This window comes from Pseudomonas sp. IT-93MI4 (assembly GCF_949767635.1).
GTDB classification, from domain to species: Bacteria; Pseudomonadota; Gammaproteobacteria; order Pseudomonadales; family Pseudomonadaceae; genus Aquipseudomonas; species Aquipseudomonas putida_A.
The window spans coordinates 158,120-179,169 of sequence record NZ_CATKPP010000011.1; the positions used below are offsets into that span (position 1 = coordinate 158,120).

The 21,050-nt window shown below is 58.4% G+C and carries 21 protein-coding genes; 7 read left to right on the forward strand and 14 right to left on the reverse strand.

What is annotated here, in order from left to right; all coding sequences use genetic code 11:
* Positions 1–49 precede the first annotated feature (49 nt).
* From ACM6I7_RS07885 to gspG, 8 genes are all read right to left on the reverse strand, one after another.
* On the reverse strand, positions 50–1,159 hold the full coding sequence (locus tag ACM6I7_RS07885) for a substrate-binding domain-containing protein (protein WP_027613652.1): 1,110 nt from the start codon (positions 1,157–1,159) through the stop codon (positions 50–52).
* Positions 1,160–1,624: 465 nt separating this feature from the next.
* A complete protein-coding gene (gene gspF, locus ACM6I7_RS07890) occupies positions 1,625–2,836 on the reverse strand; it encodes a type II secretion system inner membrane protein GspF (RefSeq protein WP_414888288.1) in 1,212 nt (403 codons plus the stop codon).
* A complete protein-coding gene (gene gspE / locus ACM6I7_RS07895) occupies positions 2,836–4,242 on the reverse strand; it encodes a type II secretion system ATPase GspE (protein WP_202368410.1) in 1,407 nt (468 codons plus the stop codon). The genes gspF and gspE overlap by 1 nt, the downstream gene beginning before the upstream one ends.
* A gap of 331 nt (positions 4,243–4,573) precedes the next feature.
* A complete protein-coding gene (gspD, locus tag ACM6I7_RS07900) occupies positions 4,574–6,952 on the reverse strand; it encodes a type II secretion system secretin GspD (RefSeq protein ID WP_414888289.1) in 2,379 nt (792 codons plus the stop codon).
* On the reverse strand, positions 6,949–7,497 hold the full coding sequence (gspM, locus tag ACM6I7_RS07905; RefSeq protein WP_103367889.1) for a type II secretion system protein GspM: 549 nt from the start codon (positions 7,495–7,497) through the stop codon (positions 6,949–6,951). The genes gspD and gspM overlap by 4 nt, the downstream gene beginning before the upstream one ends.
* The gene (gspL, locus tag ACM6I7_RS07910; protein ID WP_414888290.1) at positions 7,490–8,674 is read right to left on the reverse strand and encodes a type II secretion system protein GspL; all 1,185 of its coding nucleotides are present in this window, start codon (positions 8,672–8,674) and stop codon (positions 7,490–7,492) included. The genes gspM and gspL overlap by 8 nt, the downstream gene beginning before the upstream one ends.
* A complete protein-coding gene (gene gspK / locus ACM6I7_RS07915) occupies positions 8,671–9,624 on the reverse strand; it encodes a type II secretion system minor pseudopilin GspK (protein WP_414888291.1) in 954 nt (317 codons plus the stop codon). Before gspK ends, gspL begins: the two co-directional genes overlap by 4 nt.
* Positions 9,625–9,632: 8 nt before the next feature.
* Positions 9,633–10,091 (reverse strand): type II secretion system major pseudopilin GspG, encoded by a 459-nt coding sequence (gspG, locus tag ACM6I7_RS07920; protein WP_414888292.1) that lies wholly within the window; start codon positions 10,089–10,091, stop codon positions 9,633–9,635.
* A gap of 148 nt (positions 10,092–10,239) precedes the next feature.
* Between gspG and gspI the strand changes: the two genes are divergently transcribed.
* Positions 10,240–10,614, forward strand: coding sequence for a type II secretion system minor pseudopilin GspI (gspI, locus tag ACM6I7_RS07925; RefSeq protein ID WP_414888293.1), 375 nt, complete (start codon positions 10,240–10,242; stop codon positions 10,612–10,614).
* 212 nt (positions 10,615–10,826) lie between these two features.
* Here gspI and ACM6I7_RS07930 read toward each other — a convergent pair whose 3' ends face one another.
* A complete protein-coding gene (locus ACM6I7_RS07930) occupies positions 10,827–11,186 on the reverse strand; it encodes a DUF6124 family protein (RefSeq protein WP_414888294.1) in 360 nt (119 codons plus the stop codon).
* A 561-nt stretch (positions 11,187–11,747) separates the two neighbouring features.
* On the opposite strand from ACM6I7_RS07930, the gene ACM6I7_RS07935 reads away from it, so the two are divergent.
* The 3 genes from ACM6I7_RS07935 (at position 11,748) to ACM6I7_RS07945 (ending at position 14,788) form a co-directional block, all read left to right on the forward strand.
* Positions 11,748–12,632, forward strand: coding sequence for a hypothetical protein (locus ACM6I7_RS07935; protein WP_414888295.1), 885 nt, complete (start codon positions 11,748–11,750; stop codon positions 12,630–12,632).
* Positions 12,633–12,705: 73 nt separating this feature from the next.
* On the forward strand, positions 12,706–13,131 hold the full coding sequence (locus ACM6I7_RS07940) for a HEPN family nuclease (protein ID WP_414888296.1): 426 nt from the start codon (positions 12,706–12,708) through the stop codon (positions 13,129–13,131).
* A gap of 208 nt (positions 13,132–13,339) precedes the next feature.
* Positions 13,340–14,788: a hypothetical protein gene (locus tag ACM6I7_RS07945; protein ID WP_414888297.1), complete on the forward strand. Its 1,449-nt coding sequence runs from the start codon at positions 13,340–13,342 to the stop codon at positions 14,786–14,788.
* Here ACM6I7_RS07945 and ACM6I7_RS07950 read toward each other — a convergent pair.
* Both ACM6I7_RS07950 and ACM6I7_RS07955 read right to left on the reverse strand, forming a co-directional pair.
* Positions 14,785–15,891: an SEC-C domain-containing protein gene (locus tag ACM6I7_RS07950; RefSeq protein WP_414888298.1), complete on the reverse strand. Its 1,107-nt coding sequence runs from the start codon at positions 15,889–15,891 to the stop codon at positions 14,785–14,787. The genes ACM6I7_RS07945 and ACM6I7_RS07950 overlap by 4 nt on opposite strands.
* 318 nt (positions 15,892–16,209) lie before the next feature.
* Complete coding sequence (locus ACM6I7_RS07955) at positions 16,210–16,641, reverse strand: type II secretion system protein N (protein WP_414888299.1); 432 nt, start codon at positions 16,639–16,641, stop codon at positions 16,210–16,212.
* A gap of 133 nt (positions 16,642–16,774) precedes the next feature.
* Here ACM6I7_RS07955 and gspH point away from each other — a divergent pair, with 133 nt between their 5' ends.
* The gene (gspH, locus tag ACM6I7_RS07960) at positions 16,775–17,227 is read left to right on the forward strand and encodes a type II secretion system minor pseudopilin GspH (protein WP_414888300.1); all 453 of its coding nucleotides are present in this window, start codon (positions 16,775–16,777) and stop codon (positions 17,225–17,227) included.
* Positions 17,224–17,832 carry a prepilin-type N-terminal cleavage/methylation domain-containing protein gene (locus tag ACM6I7_RS07965; RefSeq protein WP_414888301.1) on the forward strand — a complete coding sequence of 203 codons (609 nt, stop codon included), beginning with the start codon at positions 17,224–17,226 and terminating at the stop codon, positions 17,830–17,832. The genes gspH and ACM6I7_RS07965 overlap by 4 nt, the downstream gene beginning before the upstream one ends.
* 409 nt (positions 17,833–18,241) lie before the next feature.
* Here the strand turns inward: ACM6I7_RS07965 and ACM6I7_RS07970 are convergent, their stop codons facing one another.
* Genes ACM6I7_RS07970 through ACM6I7_RS07980 form a run of 3 tightly spaced genes read right to left on the reverse strand, consistent with a single transcriptional unit; the run spans position 18,242 to position 20,425 of the window.
* Positions 18,242–19,180 (reverse strand): FecR family protein, encoded by a 939-nt coding sequence (locus ACM6I7_RS07970; protein WP_414888302.1) that lies wholly within the window; start codon positions 19,178–19,180, stop codon positions 18,242–18,244.
* A 31-nt stretch (positions 19,181–19,211) separates the two neighbouring features.
* Positions 19,212–19,763 (reverse strand): RNA polymerase sigma factor, encoded by a 552-nt coding sequence (locus ACM6I7_RS07975; RefSeq protein WP_027613107.1) that lies wholly within the window; start codon positions 19,761–19,763, stop codon positions 19,212–19,214.
* A complete protein-coding gene (locus tag ACM6I7_RS07980; RefSeq protein ID WP_256582016.1) occupies positions 19,760–20,425 on the reverse strand; it encodes a secretin and TonB N-terminal domain-containing protein in 666 nt (221 codons plus the stop codon). The genes ACM6I7_RS07975 and ACM6I7_RS07980 overlap by 4 nt, the downstream gene beginning before the upstream one ends.
* Before the next feature lie 207 nt (positions 20,426–20,632).
* Here ACM6I7_RS07980 and ACM6I7_RS07985 point away from each other — a divergent pair, with 207 nt between their 5' ends.
* On the forward strand, positions 20,633–20,977 hold the full coding sequence (locus ACM6I7_RS07985; protein ID WP_414888303.1) for a hypothetical protein: 345 nt from the start codon (positions 20,633–20,635) through the stop codon (positions 20,975–20,977).
* Positions 20,978–21,050 lie beyond the last annotated feature (73 nt).

Genomic DNA, 21,050 nt, shown 5'->3' on the forward strand with positions numbered 1-21,050 from the left:
ATGACGGCAACCCGAAGGTTGCCGTCATCGGTGTTACGACCGCGCGAGCTTACAAAGGACGACCGATAGCGTTGCAGACGCTGGCGTTGTTGATGTCCAGGTTGTTGCCCGAAGTGTTGGTGATGAAGTTGGCGGTCACAGCGGTTTTCCAGGCATTAGGCACGGCGACGAACTTGTGGGCCTGGGTCGCAGTGTTGTTGCCCGGGTTGCTGTAGTGCTGAGTCAGGAAGGCTTTGACGGCCGCAGCCACGGTTGCATCCTTGTAGCACTGACCGAAGATGAAGTTGGTGTAGGCAGCCAGTTTGTAGCCCGAAGCCGGGTTAGCAACCACTGGCGACCACTTGGACGGATCGGCAGCATCGATAGCATTCGCCGGAGGATTGACCGACGACAGCGCCAGCGTCACGTTGAGCGCAGTCGGCTGAACACCGTTAATGCGAGCAACAACAGCGTTGCTGGTGGCATCGACGCCGTCCGGACCTACATAACCGATGGAACCGTCAACCGCGTTCACGGCAGTGGCAACTTCGGAAGTGTTGGCGACGCCGACCCAGTTCGAAGGCAGAGCGATGCCGCCGATACGAGCGCTGGTGAAGGTGGAGTTGGTCGCAAACTGAGTCGGGCAGACCGAGTTCAGGTGACGAGTCAGGATTTCCGAAGTGCCGCTGGAAACGTTGCGATAAACAACGCGGATCGTGGTCGCGTCGGAAGTACCCAGCAGAGCACCCCAGGTGGTTTTCTGGCCCGAGAACACTTCGCACAGCTGAGCGCTGGTCAGGTTCAGCGCGGTCTGGCCGGCTTTTTTGTACGGGATGGCAACCGAAGTGGCCACCGACGGCAGTTGAATCAACGGGCCGTACGAAGCGTTGTAAGTGTTCTTGTAGGTGCTGAGTTCCGAAGCGTTGAGGATCGAGTCGCTACCGGCGAAATGCACGGTGCCGGTGGTGCTGAAACCGGCCGGGTTGTTGGTCAGGAAAGCGGTCTTGCCAGCACCGCTGCCCACGGCGGCGTAGCTGAAGTTGGCTGGCAGGATGCTGTCGGCCGAACCTTTGTACAGAGCGGCTGGCAGAGTGGCGCCACCACCGGTAACGGCCATGGCTTGAGCGGAAGCCAGGGCGGCGACGGTCAGGGAAGCGGCGATCAGAGTGCGCTTGAACATGAAGAATCTCCTTTTCAACGATGGTTGTGAACACAGGTTTTCAGGGGTCTTGCATGACACTGGGAAGACTCACCGCTGACCTTCGCAAGCGGGGTCCGTGGTTAAGTCGCACTGAGAAATTCGCAGTTTCCGGTGACAGATAAAGGAAAAAACCTCGGGAGCTGCGCGGGGTTTTTCAGGGGGGGTTCTCGGGTGTTTGTGGGGGATGGCGAGGGTTCTGGATCGTGGGTTTGGCTGAAACTGGCTGCAGCCGTTGCGGGGTGGTTGCAGATGACAGAAAGGAGAACCCGAGGATGGGGGGAATCAGGGTCGGGTGAGTATCAGGCTGAAGGGAAAATATTTGAATTTTTTGCTGTTTCGGCCGGCGTCATCGCGAGCAGGCTCACTCCTACAAATTGAAATGCATTACACCTGTAGGAGTGAGCCTGCTCGCGATGACGCCAGACCAGACACCCGAAAAATCAGCTACTGCACCAACTGGTTGATCTCAATGATCGGCAACAACACCGCCATCACGATCACCAGCACCACCCCGCCCATCACCACAATCATCAGCGGTTCGAGCAATGCGGTCATGCCCATCGCCCGCCGTTCGATATCACGGGACAGCGTTTGCGCCGCACGTTCGAGCATCGGTGGCAGTGCGCCGGTTTTCTCGCCGCTGGCGATCAGGTGAATCAGCACCGGCGGAAACACGTTCTCCACCCGCAACGCCGCCGCCAGATTCACCCCTTCGCGAACCTTGGCCGTGGCGTCGCTGACGCTAAGGCTGAGTCGATCATTGGATAACGTCTGCCGCGCCGCCTCCAACGCGCGCAACAACGGCACCCCGGCACCGCCGAGAATCGCCAGGGTCGAGGCGAAACGTGCGGTGTTCAGGCCCAACACGAACCGTCCGATCAGCGGCAATTTCAGCACCCGATGATGCCAACTCAAACGTGCCGCCGGATTGCGCAGATACAGGCGCCAGCTCCAGAACGCCCCTGCCATGATCGCCGCACACAACCAGCCCCACGCCCGAATGAAATCACTGGCGGTGAGCATCGCCAACGTCAGTCCCGGCAAGTCCTGCCGCGCCTGGGAAAACGCACTGACCACCTGCGGCACCACGTAACTGAGCAGGAAAATCACAATGCCGATCGACACCAGCCCGACCACACCGGGGTAGATAAACGCGGTGAGGATCTTGCCGCGCAGGTTGTTGCGCTCCTCGATGTAATCCGCCAGCCGCTCCATCACCTGCGCCAGATCGCCGGACTCCTCGCCCGCAGCGATCAACGCGCGGTAGATCTCCGGAAAATCCCGTGGTCGCGCCGCCAGCGACTCGGCCAGACGCATGCCGCTGCGCACATCGGCGCGCACCGCACTGAGGGTGTGGGCGATGTGTTTTTTCTCGGTCTGTTCCACCGTCGCGCTGAGCGCTGCTTCCAGCGGCAGGCTGGCACCGAGCAGGCTCGCCAGTTGCCGGGTGGCCCAGGCCAGATCGTTATCCGACATACGCGCACTGAACAGACCGCCGCCGCCATGCTGGGCGACGTTGCTCTCCTTGTGCACCGACAACGCGGTCAACCCACGGCTGCGCAACACGCCGAACGCCGCGCCCTGACTGTCTGCTTCCAGATGCCCGGACTCGATCTTGCCGGTAGCGTCGGCGGCTTCAAAACGATAGCGATTCATCAGGCGTCCCGAGTCACACGGAGGATTTCTTCAGGGGCGGTGGCGCCGCTGCGAATCCAGCGCTCGCCGTCCTCGCGCAGGCTGAACATCCCGGCCTTGGACGCTGCCGCACGCAAGGCCTGCTCCCCTGCCCCCTGGTGAATCAGGGTGCGGATGTCGTCGTCGATGCAGAACAATTCGTGGATACCGGTACGGCCGCTGTAGCCGGTGTGATTGCAGGCGGCGCAGCCCACCGGGCGCCAGGTGCCCGGCGCTGCCGAATCTTCCTGTTTGCACTCTTTGCAAAGGCGCCGCACCAGCCGCTGGGCCAGAACGCCGAGCATCGACGAAGCGAGCAGAAACGGCTCGACACCCATGTCGATCAAGCGGTTGACCGCCGACACCGCGTCGTTGGTGTGCAGCGTCGCCAGCACCAGGTGCCCGGTGAGCGAAGCCTGCACGGCGATTTGGGCGGTTTCCAGATCGCGGATTTCGCCGATCATGATGATGTCCGGGTCTTGCCGCAGGATCGCCCGCAATGCCAGGGCGAAGGTCATGTCGATCTTGGCGTTGACCTGAATCTGGCTGATCCCCGGCAGGTCGTATTCCACCGGGTCTTCGACGGTGAGGATGTTGCTGGTGCTGGCATCGAGGCGTGCCAGCGCGGCGTAGAGGCTGGTGGTCTTGCCGCTGCCGGTCGGGCCGGTGACCAGCACGATACCGTGGGGCTGGCGGATCAGGTGATCGAGTCTGGCCAGCACCTGCGCGTCCATGCCGAGGGTTTCCAGGTGCAGACGCCCGGCCTGTTTGTCGAGCAAGCGCATCACCACCCGCTCGCCATGCCCGGTGGGCACGGTCGACACGCGAATATCGATCGGTCGCCCAGCCACGCGCAGCGCGATACGACCATCCTGCGGCAAGCGTTTTTCGGCGATGTCGAGTTGCGCCATGATCTTGATCCGCGACACCAGCGCGCCATGCAGCGCCTTGCGCGGCGAGACCACGTCGCGCAGGGTGCCGTCGACCCGGTAGCGCACCACCGAATGGGTTTCGAACGGTTCGATATGAATGTCGCTGGCCTCATCGCGTGCGGCCTGGGTGAGCAAGGCGTTGATCATGCGGATTACCGGCGCACCGTCCTGGGTGTCGAGCAGGTCGGTGATTTCCGGCATGTCCTGCATCAGCCGGTCGAGGTCGACTTCGTTTTCTGCTGCGCCAACCACAGCGGCGGCGCTGCCGGTGTCGGCGTAGGCCGTGGCGAGCAGGCCGTCGAGTTCATCGTCGCGCACGCGCTTGAGCGACGTCTCACCGAACTGCCGCCGCACCTCGCTGATCGACCAGCCGGGGGTCGATGGGCACACCGTCAGCACGCCGTCGCACAACAGAATGCGCTGGGCCTTGGCCCAGGCGTAGGGCAGTGAACTCATCTACACCCTCCCCCCATGACAATACAATCCCGCGTAGGAGCTGCCGCAGGCTGCGGTCTTTTGATCTTGATCTTCAGCGACATTGAAAAAAGCCAAAGCAAAAGATCGCAGCCTTCGGCAGCTCCTACAGGTCCAGCGTCGCCCCGGCTCTCTATGGTGAGGGGAATTCTTGTGGTGAGGGGATTTATCCCCGATGGGCTGCGCAGCAGCCCCGAAACCTGATATCCGAATACATCTGACTGACCGCGTGCATAGGTTTTGGGGCCGCTTCGCTGCCCATCGGGGATAAATCCCCTCACTACAGGGTTACTTCTCAGATTGAGGGTCGGATTCAAAAGCGCGTGCTCCCTTCGATCGGCACCGCTTTGATCGTCGCGCGAGGTCCCGAAGCAGGAACTGGGCTCGGCACCCCCTGCGCCGCCGTTGGCAACTGCGGCGCCTGCATGTCCGGCATTGCCCAGCTGCGTTCCGGTTGCAGGCCGCCCTGGGCGCGGCGCATGAAGTCGTAGCGGTTGAGGGTGATGCTGCGCCCCGCTTCGCTGTCGCGGATGATGTACGGGCGCAGGAACACCATCAGGTTGGTCTTGGTGATCGCCCGGCGTTCGTTGCGAAACAGCGCGCCGATCCCCGGCAGGGTTCCCAGCCATGGCACCGCTTCATTGCTCTGGCTGTAGCCGTCCTGCAGCAAGCCGCCGAGGACCATGATCTGGCCGTCGTCGAGCAAGATGCTGGTGTCGATCGCGCGCTTGTTGGTGACGATCCCCGCCGACGTCGCGCTGGCCGACGCACGTTCGTCGATGCTGCTGACCTCCTGATAGATATCGAGCTTGACCGTGCCGCCCTCGGAAATCTGCGGCCGCACGTTCAGCTTCAACCCCACCTCTTCCCGGGTCACGGTCTGGAACGGGTTGTTGCTGGTGCCACCGCCGCCAGTCACGTAGCTGCCGCTGACAAAAGGAATGGTCTGGCCGACAAAAATGCTCGCCGCTTCGTTATCGAGGGTCAGCAGGTTCGGCGTCGACAGCACGTTGGTGCCACCCTTGCTCTTCAGCGCCCGGGCCAGCACCTTGAGGTCGAGAATCTTGCCGATGCCGGGAATGTCGACGGTGCCGTTGACGTAACCGAGGTTCAAACCCTGCGGCAGCACATCGAGACTGGTCTTGCCGTTGAGGTTGATCCCCGATCCGCCAAGATTCGCCCCGCCGATCACACCTTTACCGCCGAGATTGCCGGTCTGCCACTGCACACCGAATTCGCTGGCATCGTCCTCGCCAACTTCAACAATCAGGCTCTCGATCACCACTTGCGCGCGGCGCTGGTCGAGCAGATCAATCACTTCGCGCAGGTTGCGATACAACGGCTCCGGCGCGGATATCAGCAAGGTGTTGGTGGTCGCGTCAGCCTGAATCGTCACCCCGCCAGCGCTGAACGCAACGTTCTGCTCACTGGCCTGATTGCCGCCGCTGCCGGTCGAACTGCTGCCCTGCGCGTAACTACCGCCGGTGCTGCCAGTACTTGACGTGGTCGAGGTGCCACTGGTTTGCGTGCCACTCTGCGCACTCGATCCGCCATTGTTGTTGCCGTTGCTGCCCATGGCACTGAGCACCGAGCGCGCACTGTCGCTGGTGCCGCTGTCGCTCTCGCCGGTGAGCAAACCGCGCAAGGCCTGCGCCAGTTTCGCCGCTTGCGCGTTACGCAAATAAACCACGTGCAGGTTGCTCGGATTGCTCTGCGCGTTGTCGAGTTTGTAGATCAGGTTGCGCGCCAGCTCGGTGCGCTCGGGGCTGCCGGCGCGGATGATGATGGTGTTGGAACGCGGGTCGCCGATCACCGCGATTTTCTGCGTCGGGTCATTGCCCGGCGCGTCGAGCAGATCCGCAACCATCGGCGCGATGTCGGCGGCGATGCCGTTCTGGATCTGCACCACGTCGGTGTCGATCGCGCTCGGGGTGTCTATGGTCTGGATCAACTGGGCGACGCGGGTCAGGTTCTCGGCGTAATCGGTGACGACGATGGTGTTGTTGCCGGGGTAGGCATTGATCGGGTTGTTCGGCGACACGATCGGGCGCAGCACCGGAATCAGGTTTACCGCGTTCTCGTATTGCAGGCGAAAGGTACGGGTGAGCATGCCGTTCCCAGCCGGTTTGTCCGGGCTGTAGATCGGCCCGCCGAGCAGTTTCGCATCGGCTTCCGGCACCACTTGGGCGACGCCACCGACATCGACCACGCTGAAACCCTGCATGCGCAACGCCGCGAGCAACATGTCATAAGCCTGGCGTGCCGGCACCTGACCTTCCGAGACCAGCGTCAGGCTGCCCTTGACCCGAGGGTCGACCAGAAACTGCTGGCCGGTGGAACGCGACAACGCGCGCACCACCGCTTGAATATCGGCATCGACAAAATTCAGCGTCACCGGCTGCTCGCCCAGCGGATTGCTCGGCAGTGTGCTACCGCGCGGGACGCCGCCACTGCGCGCGCGTTCGGTGATGTTGTGCATCTGCCGTGGTTGCGGCGCCGCTTGTACCTGGGCGCGCTGACGATCGAGCAGCGCATCGCCGCTGCGTTGGGTGTTGGCCAATGGACGGCCGAGTTCGCTGTCCACCAGCAACGGCGGCTGGTTCGGCGGCGTGGTGGTGTTGCTGCACGCGCTCAATGCCATCAGCAGCATCGGTAACGCCATGCGCGCCGGTTTGGATCCTGACCCCTTCATGAAGCTTCCTTAGCGCCCAGCGCCTGATCCATGCGAACGGTGCCTGACAATGTGCCGGCAGTGACTTCGGTCGAAGCGTTGTCGGCGCGTTGCAGACGGGCCTCGACCACTTGCAGAGAAAGCTGTGCCGGAGTGCTCAGCAGCCAGTCGAGCACGGCATCGGCCGGCGCCGCGTCGAACGTCAACTGCCAGGCGCCGGCCTCCCCGGCCTGCAATTGATAGTGCCCGGCCAGACCGGCAGCCAGTAGCGTCTGCTCAAGCGACTGCGCGAGACTTTGCCCTTGCGGACGTACGCTGACCTCGCGCAACAGCACTTCAAGGGCTTCGGTCTGGGCGCGTAACTTCGGCGTTTCGCTTTGCCAGTAAGTGATTTTTTTCAGCGGCGGCTGGATCAGCGCGACCCACACCAACAGCGACAGCAGCACCACCGCCATGCCGCCGACCATGCGTTTCTCACGCAGGGCCAGCGCTTGCCAACGCGCCTGAAGCTGAGCGCTGAAACGCTGCCAGCGGACGCGATAAACCGCGAGCGATGCCTTATTCATCTTCTGCTCCGCTGTCGTCAGCGCTTTCGTCGGGGGTGGTGACTTCGTCGCTCGGGCGCAGCAGCCAGCCTTCATCATCGGCCGTCGCACTGATCCCGACCTGGGCCAATGCGGCTTGCCAATCCTTGTCCTTGTCATTGGCGCTGCGCCGGGCATCCGCCAGCAGACTCAACTGCAAGGTGCCATCGACAAACGTCAGGCGCTCGACCGTGCCGGCCATGAACGGCATGCCACTGCCGGCCTGCAACACCAGTCGATTGAACGGCTGCGCCGGATCCTCCGCCGCACCCTTCTGCCGCGCCGCCAATTGCTGACGCGCCTGCTGCAACGGATTGAGGATCACCGGCAACTCGGGGAACGCCTGCTTCACCCGCAGCGCCATCTGTGCCTTGAGCTGCTGGCCCTGTCTGGCTTCGCGGGCGGCATACAGGTTCAGGCCGATCACCCACACCGCCACCGCCAAGGCGCAAAGCCCCAACGCCCGGCCCCAACCGCGATGCTCGCTGCGCTGCTGTTGCACCGCACCCTGCAAGCCCCAACCGGGCAACGGCCCGACCCAGCGCTGCGCCTCGGCCATCGGCAATTGCGCATCCGGCGGCGGTGCAGAACCGATCCAGTGCAACGGCGTGCCGCAGCTCAACAGCCAATCACCAATCTCCTCGTCGAACAGCGGCTGCACCCGCGCCACCTGCACGCTTTCACGCAGCAACAAATGGCCGTCCTGCCGACAAGCCACCGTGCCCGGCAGCACCGGCAAGCGGTATGCCGCCGGGTACAGACCGCGCAGATTCAGACCGGCCTGTTTCAGCAGTTGCCCCAGATGCTGCAAACGCTGACGCGGCGCCCAGGCGATCTGCACCTGCCCCGATTCATCCCGCGAACTGTGAGCGATGTGCATGTCATTGCAGTCGCCGAGCATCAAGGCCTGCGCCGCGCATTGCACCGCCGCTGCGGTCTTTTTCGCCGGCAATGGCGGCAGGTCGATGCTCGCCAGCAGGCTATCCGCCGGATGCAGAAAAACGCTGAGCGGTGGCTGCTTGGGTGACTGCCCCAGTTGGCTAAAAGTCAGGCGCTGCTCACGAATGACCTGCCCCTGCCGGTCCAGCCACGCACAGTCCAATTCACTGTCGAGACTTAACTGCGCCAGTGGCGGCAAACTCACACGCAACTGACTCATACGCCCACCCGCGACCAGATCACTTGTGGCAGACGATCCTCGCTGCGGTGCAACAACGCATCGAGGCTGACTCGGCGTTGATCACACCGCGCCTCGCCGCGCAGACGAAACCAGTCGCTGGTGATGCCGACCTTGACGCTGGTCAGCTCCAGATTGGGCATGCGCAAGCGGTTGACGAAATCGCCACGGTTGATGAACCAGCGCCCGGCATCGCGCTCATTGATCAGCGCCTGCGCCCGCTCCAGCGACAACCCCGGCACATACGCGGCCAACACCGGTGCAGTGGCGGTATTGCCATTGAGCCAGGTGGTCGCCGGAATCACCGTCAGGTACGGCGCCAGTTTGCCAATGACCGCGTCATTCACGCCCTCGACGCTGCGCAGATCATCGACACTGCGCAGCATCGGCAACTTCGGATTCTGCGGCTTGCGCGACGCATTCGGCGACGTGGCGCGGCCACTGTCAAAGGCGTTTTTGCTCGTGGTGTTTTCGGCAATCTGCGGATTCAACAGGTACGGATAAGAACCGATCACCCGCTGACTGATGCGCTGACTCAACCCGGCGCTGATGCCGATCAACTCGCACAGCCGCTGAAACGCCTGCACCTGCGCTTCATCGACACGCTCGTTGGCCACCAGATTGCGCAGATTGAACTTGCCCTGCTCATCCTCCAGCCGCCCCTCGAAACCCTGCGCATTCAAGCGCTGCGCCCACGGCTGATCGAGCCGGGTCAACGGATCACGCTGCCGCGCATCCCAGAGCAATTGCCGGCTGATTTCAAGACCGCCGTGCAACACCCACCGCCCCTGCACCCGCTGCTGATCCGCCTCCAGTGCACGGGTCGAAACGCTCTGCCGGGTCAACATCCCCGCCGCAATCACCGCGACCACCGCCGCAATCAACAGCGCGCTGATGATCGCCATCCCCTGCTGGTTCGATTGGCTGTTCATCACCGGCCTTACAGCTGCCAGGAACCGATATCGGCATTCACGCCGTCGCCGTCAGGCTGACCGTCGGCACCGAGGGAAAAGATATCGATCTCGCCATTCGCGCCGGGGTTGAGGTACTGATAAGGACGACCCCACGGGTCATTCGGCAGACGCTCCAGGTACGAACGCCAGTTGCTGTTCTTCGCATCCGCCGGGCGCTCCACCAGCACTTTCAAACCCTGAGTCATGTTCGGATAAGTGCCGTGATCGAGGCGATACAACTTCAGCGCCTGCATCAAACCACCAATATCCTGCTTCGCCGCCGTGGCCCGCGCCTGATCCGGCCGATCCAGCACCTTGGGCACCACCATCGCCGCCAGAATCCCGAGAATCACCACCACCACCATGATCTCGATCAGGGTAAAACCCTGCTGCCCACGGGGCATCCGGCTCGGTCGTCCGGGCTGTTTGAACTGCGCGATATCCATCTCGACATTCCCTTGGCTTGATTCGATTCGACGCGCAGTGTTGCAAGAAGATATGTCAGGGATGTTGAAAATCCTCGGGAGTTTTCGTCGTCAAGCCGTCAAGGACGGGGGTTAGGGTCGAGGGCTGTGTTTGGGTTTTGGGCCTGTTATGCCGACGCATTCCCGAGAAAGCGGATTCACCCTGATTGAAGTGCTGGTGGCGCTGGCGATCATTGCCGTGGCGATGTCGGCGGCCGTGCGCGTGGCGGGGTTGATGACCCAAAGCAGCGGAGTTCTCCGGGACCGCTCGATTGCCATGATCGCGGCGCAAACGCGCATGGCTGAACTGCAACTGGAAGCTCGATTACCGATAGGACTAAAAGCGCAGGACTGTGACCAAGGACGCCTGCTACTGCGCTGCGAACAAGCCATCGCCACGGCTGAAAATGGCCGCTTACTCAAAGTCGCCATCCAAGTCTTCAACCGCAACCAGGACGCCCCACCCCTGGCCCGCCTGGAAACCCTACTAAATCGCCCCCTGTAGGAGCTGCCGAAGGCTGCGATCTTTTGATCTTGTTTTTTAAACTCAAAAAGATCGCAGCCTCCGGCAACCCTTCACAAACATCTCAGGCAACAAAAACAACGCATGTCCCACACGATACCCGCAATCAGCCTGAAACCCTGTGGGAGCGAGCTTGCTCGCGAAGGCGCCAGAATGAACACCCAATCAATCACCAAGTGTCTCCGACACCTACATCACCCCGGCAACTGCAAATTATCCAACGCCCGATTCACCGCCAACTCCCCCAGCATGATCAACTGCGCAATCCCCGCCAGCGCGTGCCGCTGCGACACCGGCAACAAGCTGGCGATGTTCTGCGCGAGGGTTTTGGCCGAAGCGAGTGTTTCACTGGCATCCGCCAGCAGCTCTTCGGTTTTGTTGTCCGCCGTCACGGCATACATCCCACGGTGTTTACGTGGCGGCGGCGTGGAACCGGGCGGACAGAGGTAATGGTCGAGGGCGCGGTCGGCGGCTTCGTGGAGTTTTTTGGAATCGATGGATTCGTAGGGGGAAACCGAGGCGGTTTCGGGTGGGTTGGGTGTAGGTTTGATCATGGTGAAGCTCCTTGAGAAATGGAGCCGTCAGCCATCGCTGCTAAACGAAGAGGTGGCGGCTTTACGCGGGTTAGCAGACCAGGCTCAAGGATCCCGGCGCACCGAAGTGCCCCACGCAAAGCCACCATAACGTTATGGCGGAACCTGCGTGCCTTGAAAATTGGCGAGCTGCTAAACCCGGTCACTGAACATTCAGCGACCGAACCACGATAGAACCCGCCCCCAAGGCGCACAAGCCGGCGGATTCTGGCGTAGCTGTAGGCAAAGGCGCAAGGATGTGTAGCCTGGGAGAGTGTCTGGAGATGTATTTTTAAACGTTGGTGTTTACCGAGACCTTACTGCGGAAATCTCCCCTGAATAAATCCATTCCTCAGCGGGTCAGCTGATTTGCGTGAGTTGAGCTACATTTCACACCCGATGGCTCCTTTCGGCCAAAAGCGGACGTCGCAAGCGCTGCTGACGGCCAAAAATTGCGAATCGGAACAATCTAGAAACGGTGGGACGACTTAAGGCGAGGCGCAGGTCTCCAAATTCAGATGCCGATTGCGGTTCTTTCGATCATTGGCCATCATCCGCCTATTGGTGGCGAAAACAGATGGCGGGAAAATTATGACGGATGCCGAGCTAACTGCATTAGCAACTATACTTTTGGTAGTGGTGGGAGGAGCTCAGGTAAGAATACTGTCTGGACAGCGACAACAACAAAGGTTGGATTGGGCGGAGATGTACCGACGTAGATGGACCGAACTCCAAGGCGACTGGGCCACAATTGTATTTCTTGGACGGAAGGCACAAGACTATTATCAGATTGCTCATCATGTAAAACTTCAAGAATTACGCGAGCTTTTAAAATCATCCTCTAGCGACATCGCATCCTCATGGGCTCAGGCGTCCGTTCGTAATGTTTGTGGCATGCTTAGTGATTTATGTTCAAGAATCCTTAAAGGCCATATAAAAATTGATGAAATCTATCCGATTTTTGGCACAGAACTGCTGAGGCAGGGAGCACCTCTTCGCACTTTGCTAGACGGTAATTCTGATTACCTTAAATGCTACGGATCTATTGGGCCCAACGACGAAGAGTTGAGGCACGACCGTCTTCGTAGCGAAATTACTACATGGTTGGTTTGCCACGATGGAATTCGGCGGCGATGCCTCATGATGATCGACTTACTTTGGGCTGAAGCGGCGAGACTTGAAGATCTACCACCTTATGAACTGATCACAGCCGCAGACGCTAAAGCGCGCTCTGGTCATCTGAATCGCGCCAGGTTAAGTGCCGAGGTTCGGAGGCTAGGTGGTTGGGGGGCTCTGAGAAGAGCGAGGCATCTTACAAATACTCTTCGCCACGCAGAATGGCGTCGACTACCTTGGAGTAGGGGCTTAAACAAGAAAAAATTGAAAATGCTTGATGAGGAATGGACTCAAAGGTACCGCAATACCTAAAAATACCATGACTTATTATATTCTCTGCTCGGACGGCTAAATTATCCGTTAAGAATATACCATAGGTAACTACATGAGCTACTTCAACAATTTTGAACAAGTCTTCATGCAGCGCAGTCTAGAGTTAATTGACACATACAATGGTGAGTATGAAACCACGCAATTACTGAATGGACTCATCGGGCTTTTGTTTTTCCCACATGAAAGAATGGGGGAGTTGATACCTGATATCTCCATCCAAGAATTGGAGGCTTGGGGGTTTGACCAAGACTGTATTGTCAATGCAGGTGCAAACAAAGAGTCAAAAGAGTTAACTTTGAGGGAGATAATACGGCACCTACGAAACGCTGTCGCTCATTGTAGGGTAAGCCCTTTTCCAAATGATCACCGACCATGCGAAGGCTTTTGTTTTGCGGATAGAAATGGCTTCGAGGCAAAGATACCAACAAATCAAATAAAAAAATTAATGAGGAATTTACTCGAATATTTGCTTAAGTAGTGGCTCGTTCGCACGGATTAAACCGCGTACCGTAACCAAACCTTAGTGCCAGCTTTGGCCGATTTCTGTCTTTGGCAAGGAGCCGCAACCGACCACAACCTCTCAGCCTCAAACGACGATGATATATCTTTACCCTCGTCAATCTGAGCGCGACTGTGTCAGGTCTGCCAATGTCGAACGACTCGTTCTGGTGCTCTTGGAGAAAATAATGGAAAGGAAAACTTTGGAATGTGTGTTCAGCGGCATGTGGGCTAGATTTAAAAACTCCGACCAAGATAAAGTAAATCTGGAAGAAATTGAAAGCTGGGCGGTGGCGAAAGGTTTAACCGTCTCCGGAGTTGTACGCAAAAATGTGGGGAGATTTGGAACGACCGATAGCGTGATAATTCATACTCAGCACGGAAGCGCATGTTTTCCGGTGATCACAGAAGCGAGCCGAGAAGATTGGATTAAAAGGAACGAGTCATATTCAAAGACGGCAGCAATTTGGGAAAAGCTCGAATGGTTCTCCCCGTTCTGGGTATGTAGAGAAGACGTGACAAGAATTCTTAATGACTGTGAGCACCGAACCGCGGAGGACGCGATAAAGCTGTTCAATTATCATACTTCCACCATTTATACGCTTTCTTTCGAAGCTGCCTGCATTGAGCAAATAATGGTCGGAGCGTCATGCCTCGCTGATATCCGCCCATTGGCAAGAGAAGCGTATTTGGCATTTTACGCCGGTTATAAATCGGCAAGTATAGCGGCGCTCATCCCTGCCATTGAAGGCGCAATTACAAAAATACTTCCCAAGGAAGCCCAATCGTTAGCGACCATGGAAAGAGTGAATAGAGCTGTCGCTGGAGCAATCAGTAATGCCGCCGAGCTTCACTTCGAAGGAATGTGGACTCCCAGGAACTACAAAACCACTGAATACCTGTTCTGCATGGACGAGATGGTTTTTTCTTTTGAAACATTCAGAAGGTGGTTGCAAGATTCATTTTACAAAAACACGGACGGATACAAAGGTGCGGCCCGTCTAAACAGACATCTCTTTGCACATGGGCTTTCGCCTGAATGGCAACAGGCAAATTTGTCTCGATTGATTGTTGCTATATCTACTGTGGGTGTAATTCAGTCTTGGTACCACCAAGATAATTCAGCCCCACTTCTGTTTCCGGCGACGAACAAAGACAGCGAACTCTTATGGCAACAAGCGATTCTCCATGGCTCCGCTCAAATGGTCATAAAACTCATGGAGGAAAAAAATTATCACGAAAACGGAAAATTGGTCCCTATCCTGCCAACCGACGACGGAGCGACCCTTCGAACAGCGCTGCTTATGAAGGATTGCATAGACGATTTAGTACGCCCTTTAAGAGGCGCTGGATGGGAAGTTGAGTTTACGGATGATTCAAGTGATCTGTATGTGAAAGTACTGGCAAAAAGCAGGAAAAGTGTGCTTAAGGTGGCACTACTGTACAGCTGTGGTAGCGATAACTCTTTGTACAAAGAGCTGGAAAAAGATTGTAATGTTATTTTGTACAGAGGAGCTCCATACCTACAAGAGCAATTCGCTAGAGGTGTGAAAGTACACGTTGGGCCAGTTGCAGGATGGCAGCCACCACTTGCGATCAATTATGGAAAGACGAGTCCTGACGGTACTTCTAGTTAAATCATCGGCACCATCACAACATTTGTTATTGTTGGAAAATACAAAGGGCGAGAAATGCTTATCGATTCGCCATATGTATAACAATCTATGCCTTGCGAATAAAGACTTTTTATTAATCTCTGAGTGTCGTCATCAAGCGAAGAGTACCAGGCTGGCGAAATATAGAAGTTCTCGATAAGTAAAATCATGAAAGCCGCCAAGCTATCGGCTGTGAGTTTTTTATCTAGAAACTGCCTAATCAGTTTATTGCAGGTTAAAGAGTGCTCGGATAGCCACGACAAAACGATATACCCTTTCCCTTCACTGGAAAATGAATTAATAGCGATGTAATCCGGCACGCTGTTTTTATCGTTTGAAATTTCTTGAGCTTTGTGACCGTCGAAATCAAACGTTGGGCCAACCATTGCACTCCCCATTATTGGTGGCGGAGATTCAAGTGTAAAAACTGTATAGTTAAAATCAGAATAGTCATTATGTATCAACATCGTATTGAGCTTTGATTTTATCTGCTTCAAATCCCCTATCGTTAAACTATTGTTATTGCCCAGCGAACTTGATGCGGCTTGGATTGCTACCTGCTGAGGGAGGCTTTTACCTCCATCGAGGGTTTTCATCAATTCAAATGTTTTTGATGCATAATCCTTGCTAAATAATTCTTTGGCTATACCCCTATAAGTCACTAGAAAGCAATGAAGAGGCGAAGAATTGAACGGCTGATCTTCGATTGGTGAGAATATTTTTTTGTCATGTACAGAGCAAAAACCTGAGAAGGTAGACGCGTTATTTATCCCGACCTCTTCAAGAATTATTTTTGGCGCAGCATTGAGCTGTAGGCCTACAGATATTTTTAGCACATGACCGTCTTTAGCTATCGCCTTCAAGGATGAACTTTTTGATACTGTGTGTGCTTTAATTATCTTATTCGAACACTCATGCAAGAGCGATTCCGGGACGCTGCACTTTTTGTTTTTTTTAAAGGATCCTAAAGTTTGAAACAGGGTATAAGTCTCAACCGCTGGATGCTTGTCTTTATCTCGATGGCAGTGCTTGTATTTCTTTCCCGACTCACACCAACATGGGTCGTTTCTCCCCGGCGTTTCCATAAATCCCCTTGAACGAGCCTAAACAATTTGTATTTTTTTTAGCGCTATTTTTGGCCAATGGTGTGCCGACAATATTAGTCAATATAGTCGAGACTGGAAGAGAACGAGCAACCAACCATAAATTTCCATTGCCCATTCCATAGAAGAATCCACCCCTGGTCGAATGTCCGCTCATGGCCGATAGCGGACATTTTCGACGAGCCGTATCAGCCCGGGAGCGGAAAACAAGCAATCGCTTGCGTCTCGGTTTCCTGCTTTTGCAGGCCTTTGAACCGACATTCAACTGAACGGCAAAAATAACGACTTCAACCCTACAGATCAGGGCCTCATAAGGCTCGGCAAAACCACCCCCTCCCCCAACTTCTCCACCCCCAACCTCACCCTCTCCCCCCCCTGCTCAATCACCACCCCATCCCCCTCCACCGCCACCAACTTAACCCCAGGCCCCACCCTCTCCCCCTGCAAAAAACTCCTCGGCGGTCCATCGTTCAAACTCAGAATCGCCACCGCCCCGCGACTCCCCGCCATCACCCCGCTCACCTTGATGTCCACCGGCGCCGTCTGGTTGGAAAACCACTGCAACGCCGGGGTATCACTGCGTGCCGCGAGCATTTGTGGAGGCGCTGGTGGGGTGTGGGATTCGGCGGAGGTCAGGAGCAGCGACGACCAGGTCGCGACGCCGACCAGGGCGGCGAGCAGTGCGAGGGCCTGGACGGCTTGCGGGGGGGATATGCGGGTGGTGAGCATCATGGGCTGAATCTCCTTTTAGTCCCTGCTGACAGGCTACGCGGCAATTCTCACGGTTTTATTTCACACGGCTTACATGTTGGCCGTGCAGGATGTTTTTTTGGGACGGGGCTGGACGCAACGGAGTGCGCAACCGATGAATGTGGGCAAGCAACGGGGCTTTACGCTGATTGAGCTGATGGTGGTGCTGGTGATCATCGGGATCGCCAGTGCGGCGATCAGTCTGAGTATCAAGCCGGATCCGCTGCAGTTGCTGCGCAAGGACGCCGAGCGGGTGGCGCAGTTGCTGCAGGTGGCGCAGGCCGAGGCGCGGGCGGATGGCCGGCCGATTGTGTGGCTGAGTGATGGCAAGGGCTTTCGGTTCAGTCGGCGCAGTGACGGTGGTCGGGGGTTTGAGCATTTCAAGGATGACCCGCAGTTGCGGCCGCGCACCTGGCAGAGCCCGAAGCTGGAGGTGCGGGTGGAGCCGAAGCAGAAGGTGGTGCTCAACGCCGAGTGGATTAATCCGCCGCTGCAATTGACCCTGTCGGATGGGCTCAATCGGCTGAGTGTGCTGCGTGATGCCAGTGGAAGGATCAGTGTGCAATGAACGATCAGCGGGGCTTTACCCTGATCGAGGTGATGGTCGCGATTCTGCTGATGGCGGTGGTCAGTTTGATTGCCTGGCGCGGGCTGGACAGTGTGACGCGGGCGGACAGTCATTTGCAGGCGAGCAGTGAGCAGAGTGATCGTTTGTTGCGGGCGTTGAATCAGTTGCAGCGTGATGTGGAGATGCGTGCGGGCGTGGAGTTGAGTGAGCCGAAGAAGGTTGGCGTGGATGATGAGCCGCCGAGTGCGCCGCCTGCGCTGACGGTGCGGAGCAGTGACAGCAAGGGGTTTCGGCTGGATATTATTCGCAGTGCGGCGGATCAGCCTGGGGCTTTGCAGCGGGTACGTTGGTGGGTCAAGGGGGATACGTTGTATCGGGCGGTGGCTGAGGCGCGCAGTCGGTATCCGTTGCCGGCGCCGGGGGCTGGGGTGGCGGTGTTGCAGGGGGTGAGTGATGTGCAGGTGCGGGTTTGGGAGGTGGATAAGGGGTGGCGGCAGTTGAGTGGGAATCGGCGGGAGGATCCGTTGGGGTTGGAGGTAAGGTTGACGCGGGAGACGGCGCAGGGGGTGGAGCGGTATCGGCAGGTGATGGGGCCGCTGCAGTAGCTAGCATCACTGCAAAAACCTGTGGGAGCGGGCTTGCTCGCGAATGCAGTGGGTCAGTTGATGATGATTTGGCTGAATGGACGCCTTCGCGAGCAAGCCCGCTCCCACAGTTGGATTGGGTTTGGTCAGTTGGGGAATGGTTGGCTTTTGAGCTGTCATCGCTGGTAGGTCAGCTCCCACAAGCCGGTAGATATTGGTCGGCTGTCGGGCCGTCATCGCGAGCGGGCTCACTCCTACAAGTGGATGGTATGCAGTCTGAGAGAGATGAGTTGGCTGGAAGGTCGTCTTCGCGAGCAAGCTCGCTCCCACAGTTGGATTGGGTTTGGTCAGTTGGAGGGGGGTTGGCTGTTAGGGCGTCATCGCTGGCAAGCCAGCTCCCACAGGGGTGGTGGGGTTAGTGGGATTGGGGTTAGCTGAGGACGACGACGCCGCCGGGTAGCTCTGTGCATTTGACGCCGTAGGCATCGCGGATCAGCAGGGCGACGCCGGCGAGTTGGTCGAGGCTGAAGCGGGCCTGGACGCGGCGTTGGCCGAGTTCGCGGTTGAGCAGTAGCAGCATGCCGGGGCGGTAGCGGTTGATTTCGTCGATCATCTGGCTGAGGGTTGCGCCGTTGAATACCAGTACCTGTTGGCGCCAGTTCATCACTGCGGCGGTGTCGACGCTTTGTACTGCGCCCACTTGCTGCGCGTCGTAGGTTAGTTGTTCACCGGGCTGCAGGCGCAGGCTGCGGCCATCGACATTGACGTCCACCGAACCATCGAGGCACGTCACGCAGACCTGTTGATCGGTGTTGCGCAAATTGAACCGCGCTTGGCTCGCCCGTAACCACCCTCCCCCGGCCTGCATCGCCAATGGCAGCCGCGCGGTCTGCACTTCAACCTCACCGCTGACCAGCTCAAAACCTTGCACGCCATCATCGCCAGAACGCTGGTTGATGCGGGTCTGGGTGTTAAGTTCCAGGCGCACGCCGTCGGCCGGTTCGAAACGCTTCTGCTGGCCAACTTCGGTGATGTAATCGGCGCCGAGCCCTTCGAAGCCACCCGGAATCGTCCCGCGCACCAGCAGGAACGCCGCCGATGCCGCGATGGCGCCACCGAGAAACGCCCGACGACCGAATCGCCGAGGCGACTGCAGCCTTTCAGCGGCAGGCTGCAGGTTGTGCCACAACACCTTGGCCTGCTCGAAAGCCTGAGCATGTTCGGCGCTCTGCGCGCACCACTGGCGCAAGGCGCGGGCGTCGGCCACGGTGGCGCGGCCGGAGGTCAGCAGGACCAACCAGTCGTGGGCTTCGCTGTGCAGTTTGTCGGCCGCCGATGGCTCGGCAGGTGTCAGTCGAAAGATGTTCAAACGCGCAGATTCTCAACGAATTGATCGGGCACTATTCAGAAGACGGTTTTCCGGCCCCGCGACCGAACCGCTGAAACACTTTTCTTTCCAGTTTCGCGGCGCAGAAGCCCAATGCGGCTTTGATTTCCTTTTCGACCATGCGTGTGGAGATGCCGAAGCGCTGGGAGATTTCCAGGTGTGGCGCCTCCTCCAGCCGCGCCGCGATGAAGATTCTGCGACGCCGCGCTGGCAGCTCGTAAAGGGCGCTGAGCAGCGACTGAATTTCCTTTTGCCCACCGACCACTCGCGCCGGATCCAGAGCCTCGTCGCCGATCTGCAGCAGCTCTTCGACTTCCTCGCCGGTGAGCAGGCGCGCATCGGCCTGACGGCGGTCGGCGGCGATGTTCAGGGCCATGCGATAGAGGTAGGCGTTGGGCCGCAGCAGGTTCGGCGGCGTTTCCATGCGGTCGACCCGCAGGTAGGTTTCGTGCAGCACGTCGTTGGCCAGGTCTTCCGAGCCGAGACGGCGTCGCAAGCGCACCCGGAAGTCCTCGTAGGACGTCAGGAACAGCTGGACCATCGAACCTTGTCCGGTGTCTTTCATCCCCCGGAAACTCCTTCCCATTTGGTGCATTCCATGCGTTTCCCTGACGACTCCGGTAACAACAGCAACGTGACCGGCTGACGCAACGCGCTGGGCGTCGGCCGGTCGATCCTGAGATTGCGAAAGCTCTCCACCAGCGCGGTATCGCGCCGTACATCACCGGTGGTGGTGACCAACCGGTTGTGCTGCACCACGCCGTCGCGCCCGACCCAGACCTGCAACACCGCGCGATAACTGCCGGGACGGGTCAGCGGCGAACGGCACAGGTTGCGCTCGATCGCCGCTTGTACGGCGGTGGCGTAGCTGCGACTCACAGCGGCGCTAGCCGGCGTGGTTTTGTCCAGGGCCGACGGCACATCCTCGACCTGCGCCACCTGCAAGGTGAACGCGTCGTCGCGGGCATAACGCGCCATCAGGCCGCTGCCGCCGAGCAAACGGCGCAAGGCGTCGGCAGCGGTGTATTCGCCATCGACCGCCAATGAGCGCCGGCCACGACTCAACTGACTGTCGACCAGCACCGCCACCCCGGTAGCGTGGCTGTACTGATCCAGCGCCCGGGCCAGGTCCTGCGCCGGAATGTGCAGCGTCATGCGCAAGTCGGCCGGCACCGGTTCGGCTGTCGCAGCGCCGCTGAACCAGCCAAGCAGCAGCCCCAGACTCACCCGGCGCACAAGAGTCGCTGAACGCTGAAGACCGTCCCTGGAACTGCCTCGCTGCACGGCTCACGTACCCCTGAAAACCGTCATCCTGATGGCTGTTTATGAATCTGGTGTGACGGGCGGTGCAAAAAAACCATCACGGGATTCGCCCAAGGCTTGCACTAGACTGCAATCAGAGAACGGCCGCTTCGGGCCGGCCAGGAGGCTTGCATGAAATCACTGTGGAAATTCGCCCTCGGCGGGCTGCTGCTGAGCGCCTTCGCCAGCGCCCACGCCGAACAGCCGCTGGGCTGTGTGGAGGTGACGGTGGGTGGCTACAAGGCGCCGAATTATGATTGTCTGAGTCAGCAGATGGGCAACAATCCCGAAGGCGCTGCCGCTGCGCAGAAGAATCAGGAAGCAATGAACGTTTCCGTGAACAAACGGCCACCAAATCAGGTTGGCCTCGCAACCCCGGCCGCAACTGGAACACGCATGGGCAACACCTTCGGCACCTCAGTCAAACCACAACGCCCACCCGCCAATAACGGAACATCCCCATTAACCAATAAATGAGTCAAATACCTGAGGCTAAGAAACTCACACACCTAAAGGAAGGGGAAACACACCTGTGGCGAGGGGATTTATC

Excerpts from the sequence above, each read along its gene's own strand:
- ACM6I7_RS07885 (WP_027613652.1), bottom strand. The coding sequence starts at position 1,159 with ATGTTCAAGCGCACTCTGATCGCCGCTTCCCTGACCGTCGCCGCCCTG.
- gspF (WP_414888288.1), bottom strand. The coding sequence starts at position 2,836 with ATGAATCGCTATCGTTTTGAAGCCGCCGACGCTACCGGCAAGATCGAG.
- gspE (WP_202368410.1), bottom strand. The coding sequence starts at position 4,242 with ATGAGTTCACTGCCCTACGCCTGGGCCAAGGCCCAGCGCATTCTGTTG.
- gspD (WP_414888289.1), bottom strand. The coding sequence starts at position 6,952 with ATGAAGGGGTCAGGATCCAAACCGGCGCGCATGGCGTTACCGATGCTG.
- gspM (WP_103367889.1), bottom strand. The coding sequence starts at position 7,497 with ATGAATAAGGCATCGCTCGCGGTTTATCGCGTCCGCTGGCAGCGTTTC.
- gspL (WP_414888290.1), bottom strand. The coding sequence starts at position 8,674 with ATGAGTCAGTTGCGTGTGAGTTTGCCGCCACTGGCGCAGTTAAGTCTC.
- gspK (WP_414888291.1), bottom strand. The coding sequence starts at position 9,624 with ATGAACAGCCAATCGAACCAGCAGGGGATGGCGATCATCAGCGCGCTG.
- gspG (WP_414888292.1), bottom strand. The coding sequence starts at position 10,091 with ATGGATATCGCGCAGTTCAAACAGCCCGGACGACCGAGCCGGATGCCC.
- gspI (WP_414888293.1), top strand. The coding sequence starts at position 10,240 with ATGCCGACGCATTCCCGAGAAAGCGGATTCACCCTGATTGAAGTGCTG.
- ACM6I7_RS07930 (WP_414888294.1), bottom strand. The coding sequence starts at position 11,186 with ATGATCAAACCTACACCCAACCCACCCGAAACCGCCTCGGTTTCCCCC.
- ACM6I7_RS07940 (WP_414888296.1), top strand. The coding sequence starts at position 12,706 with ATGAGCTACTTCAACAATTTTGAACAAGTCTTCATGCAGCGCAGTCTA.
- ACM6I7_RS07945 (WP_414888297.1), top strand. The coding sequence starts at position 13,340 with ATGGAAAGGAAAACTTTGGAATGTGTGTTCAGCGGCATGTGGGCTAGA.
- ACM6I7_RS07950 (WP_414888298.1), bottom strand. The coding sequence starts at position 15,891 with ATGGAAACGCCGGGGAGAAACGACCCATGTTGGTGTGAGTCGGGAAAG.
- ACM6I7_RS07955 (WP_414888299.1), bottom strand. The coding sequence starts at position 16,641 with ATGATGCTCACCACCCGCATATCCCCCCCGCAAGCCGTCCAGGCCCTC.
- gspH (WP_414888300.1), top strand. The coding sequence starts at position 16,775 with ATGAATGTGGGCAAGCAACGGGGCTTTACGCTGATTGAGCTGATGGTG.
- ACM6I7_RS07965 (WP_414888301.1), top strand. The coding sequence starts at position 17,224 with ATGAACGATCAGCGGGGCTTTACCCTGATCGAGGTGATGGTCGCGATT.
- ACM6I7_RS07975 (WP_027613107.1), bottom strand. The coding sequence starts at position 19,763 with ATGAAAGACACCGGACAAGGTTCGATGGTCCAGCTGTTCCTGACGTCC.
- ACM6I7_RS07985 (WP_414888303.1), top strand. The coding sequence starts at position 20,633 with ATGAAATCACTGTGGAAATTCGCCCTCGGCGGGCTGCTGCTGAGCGCC.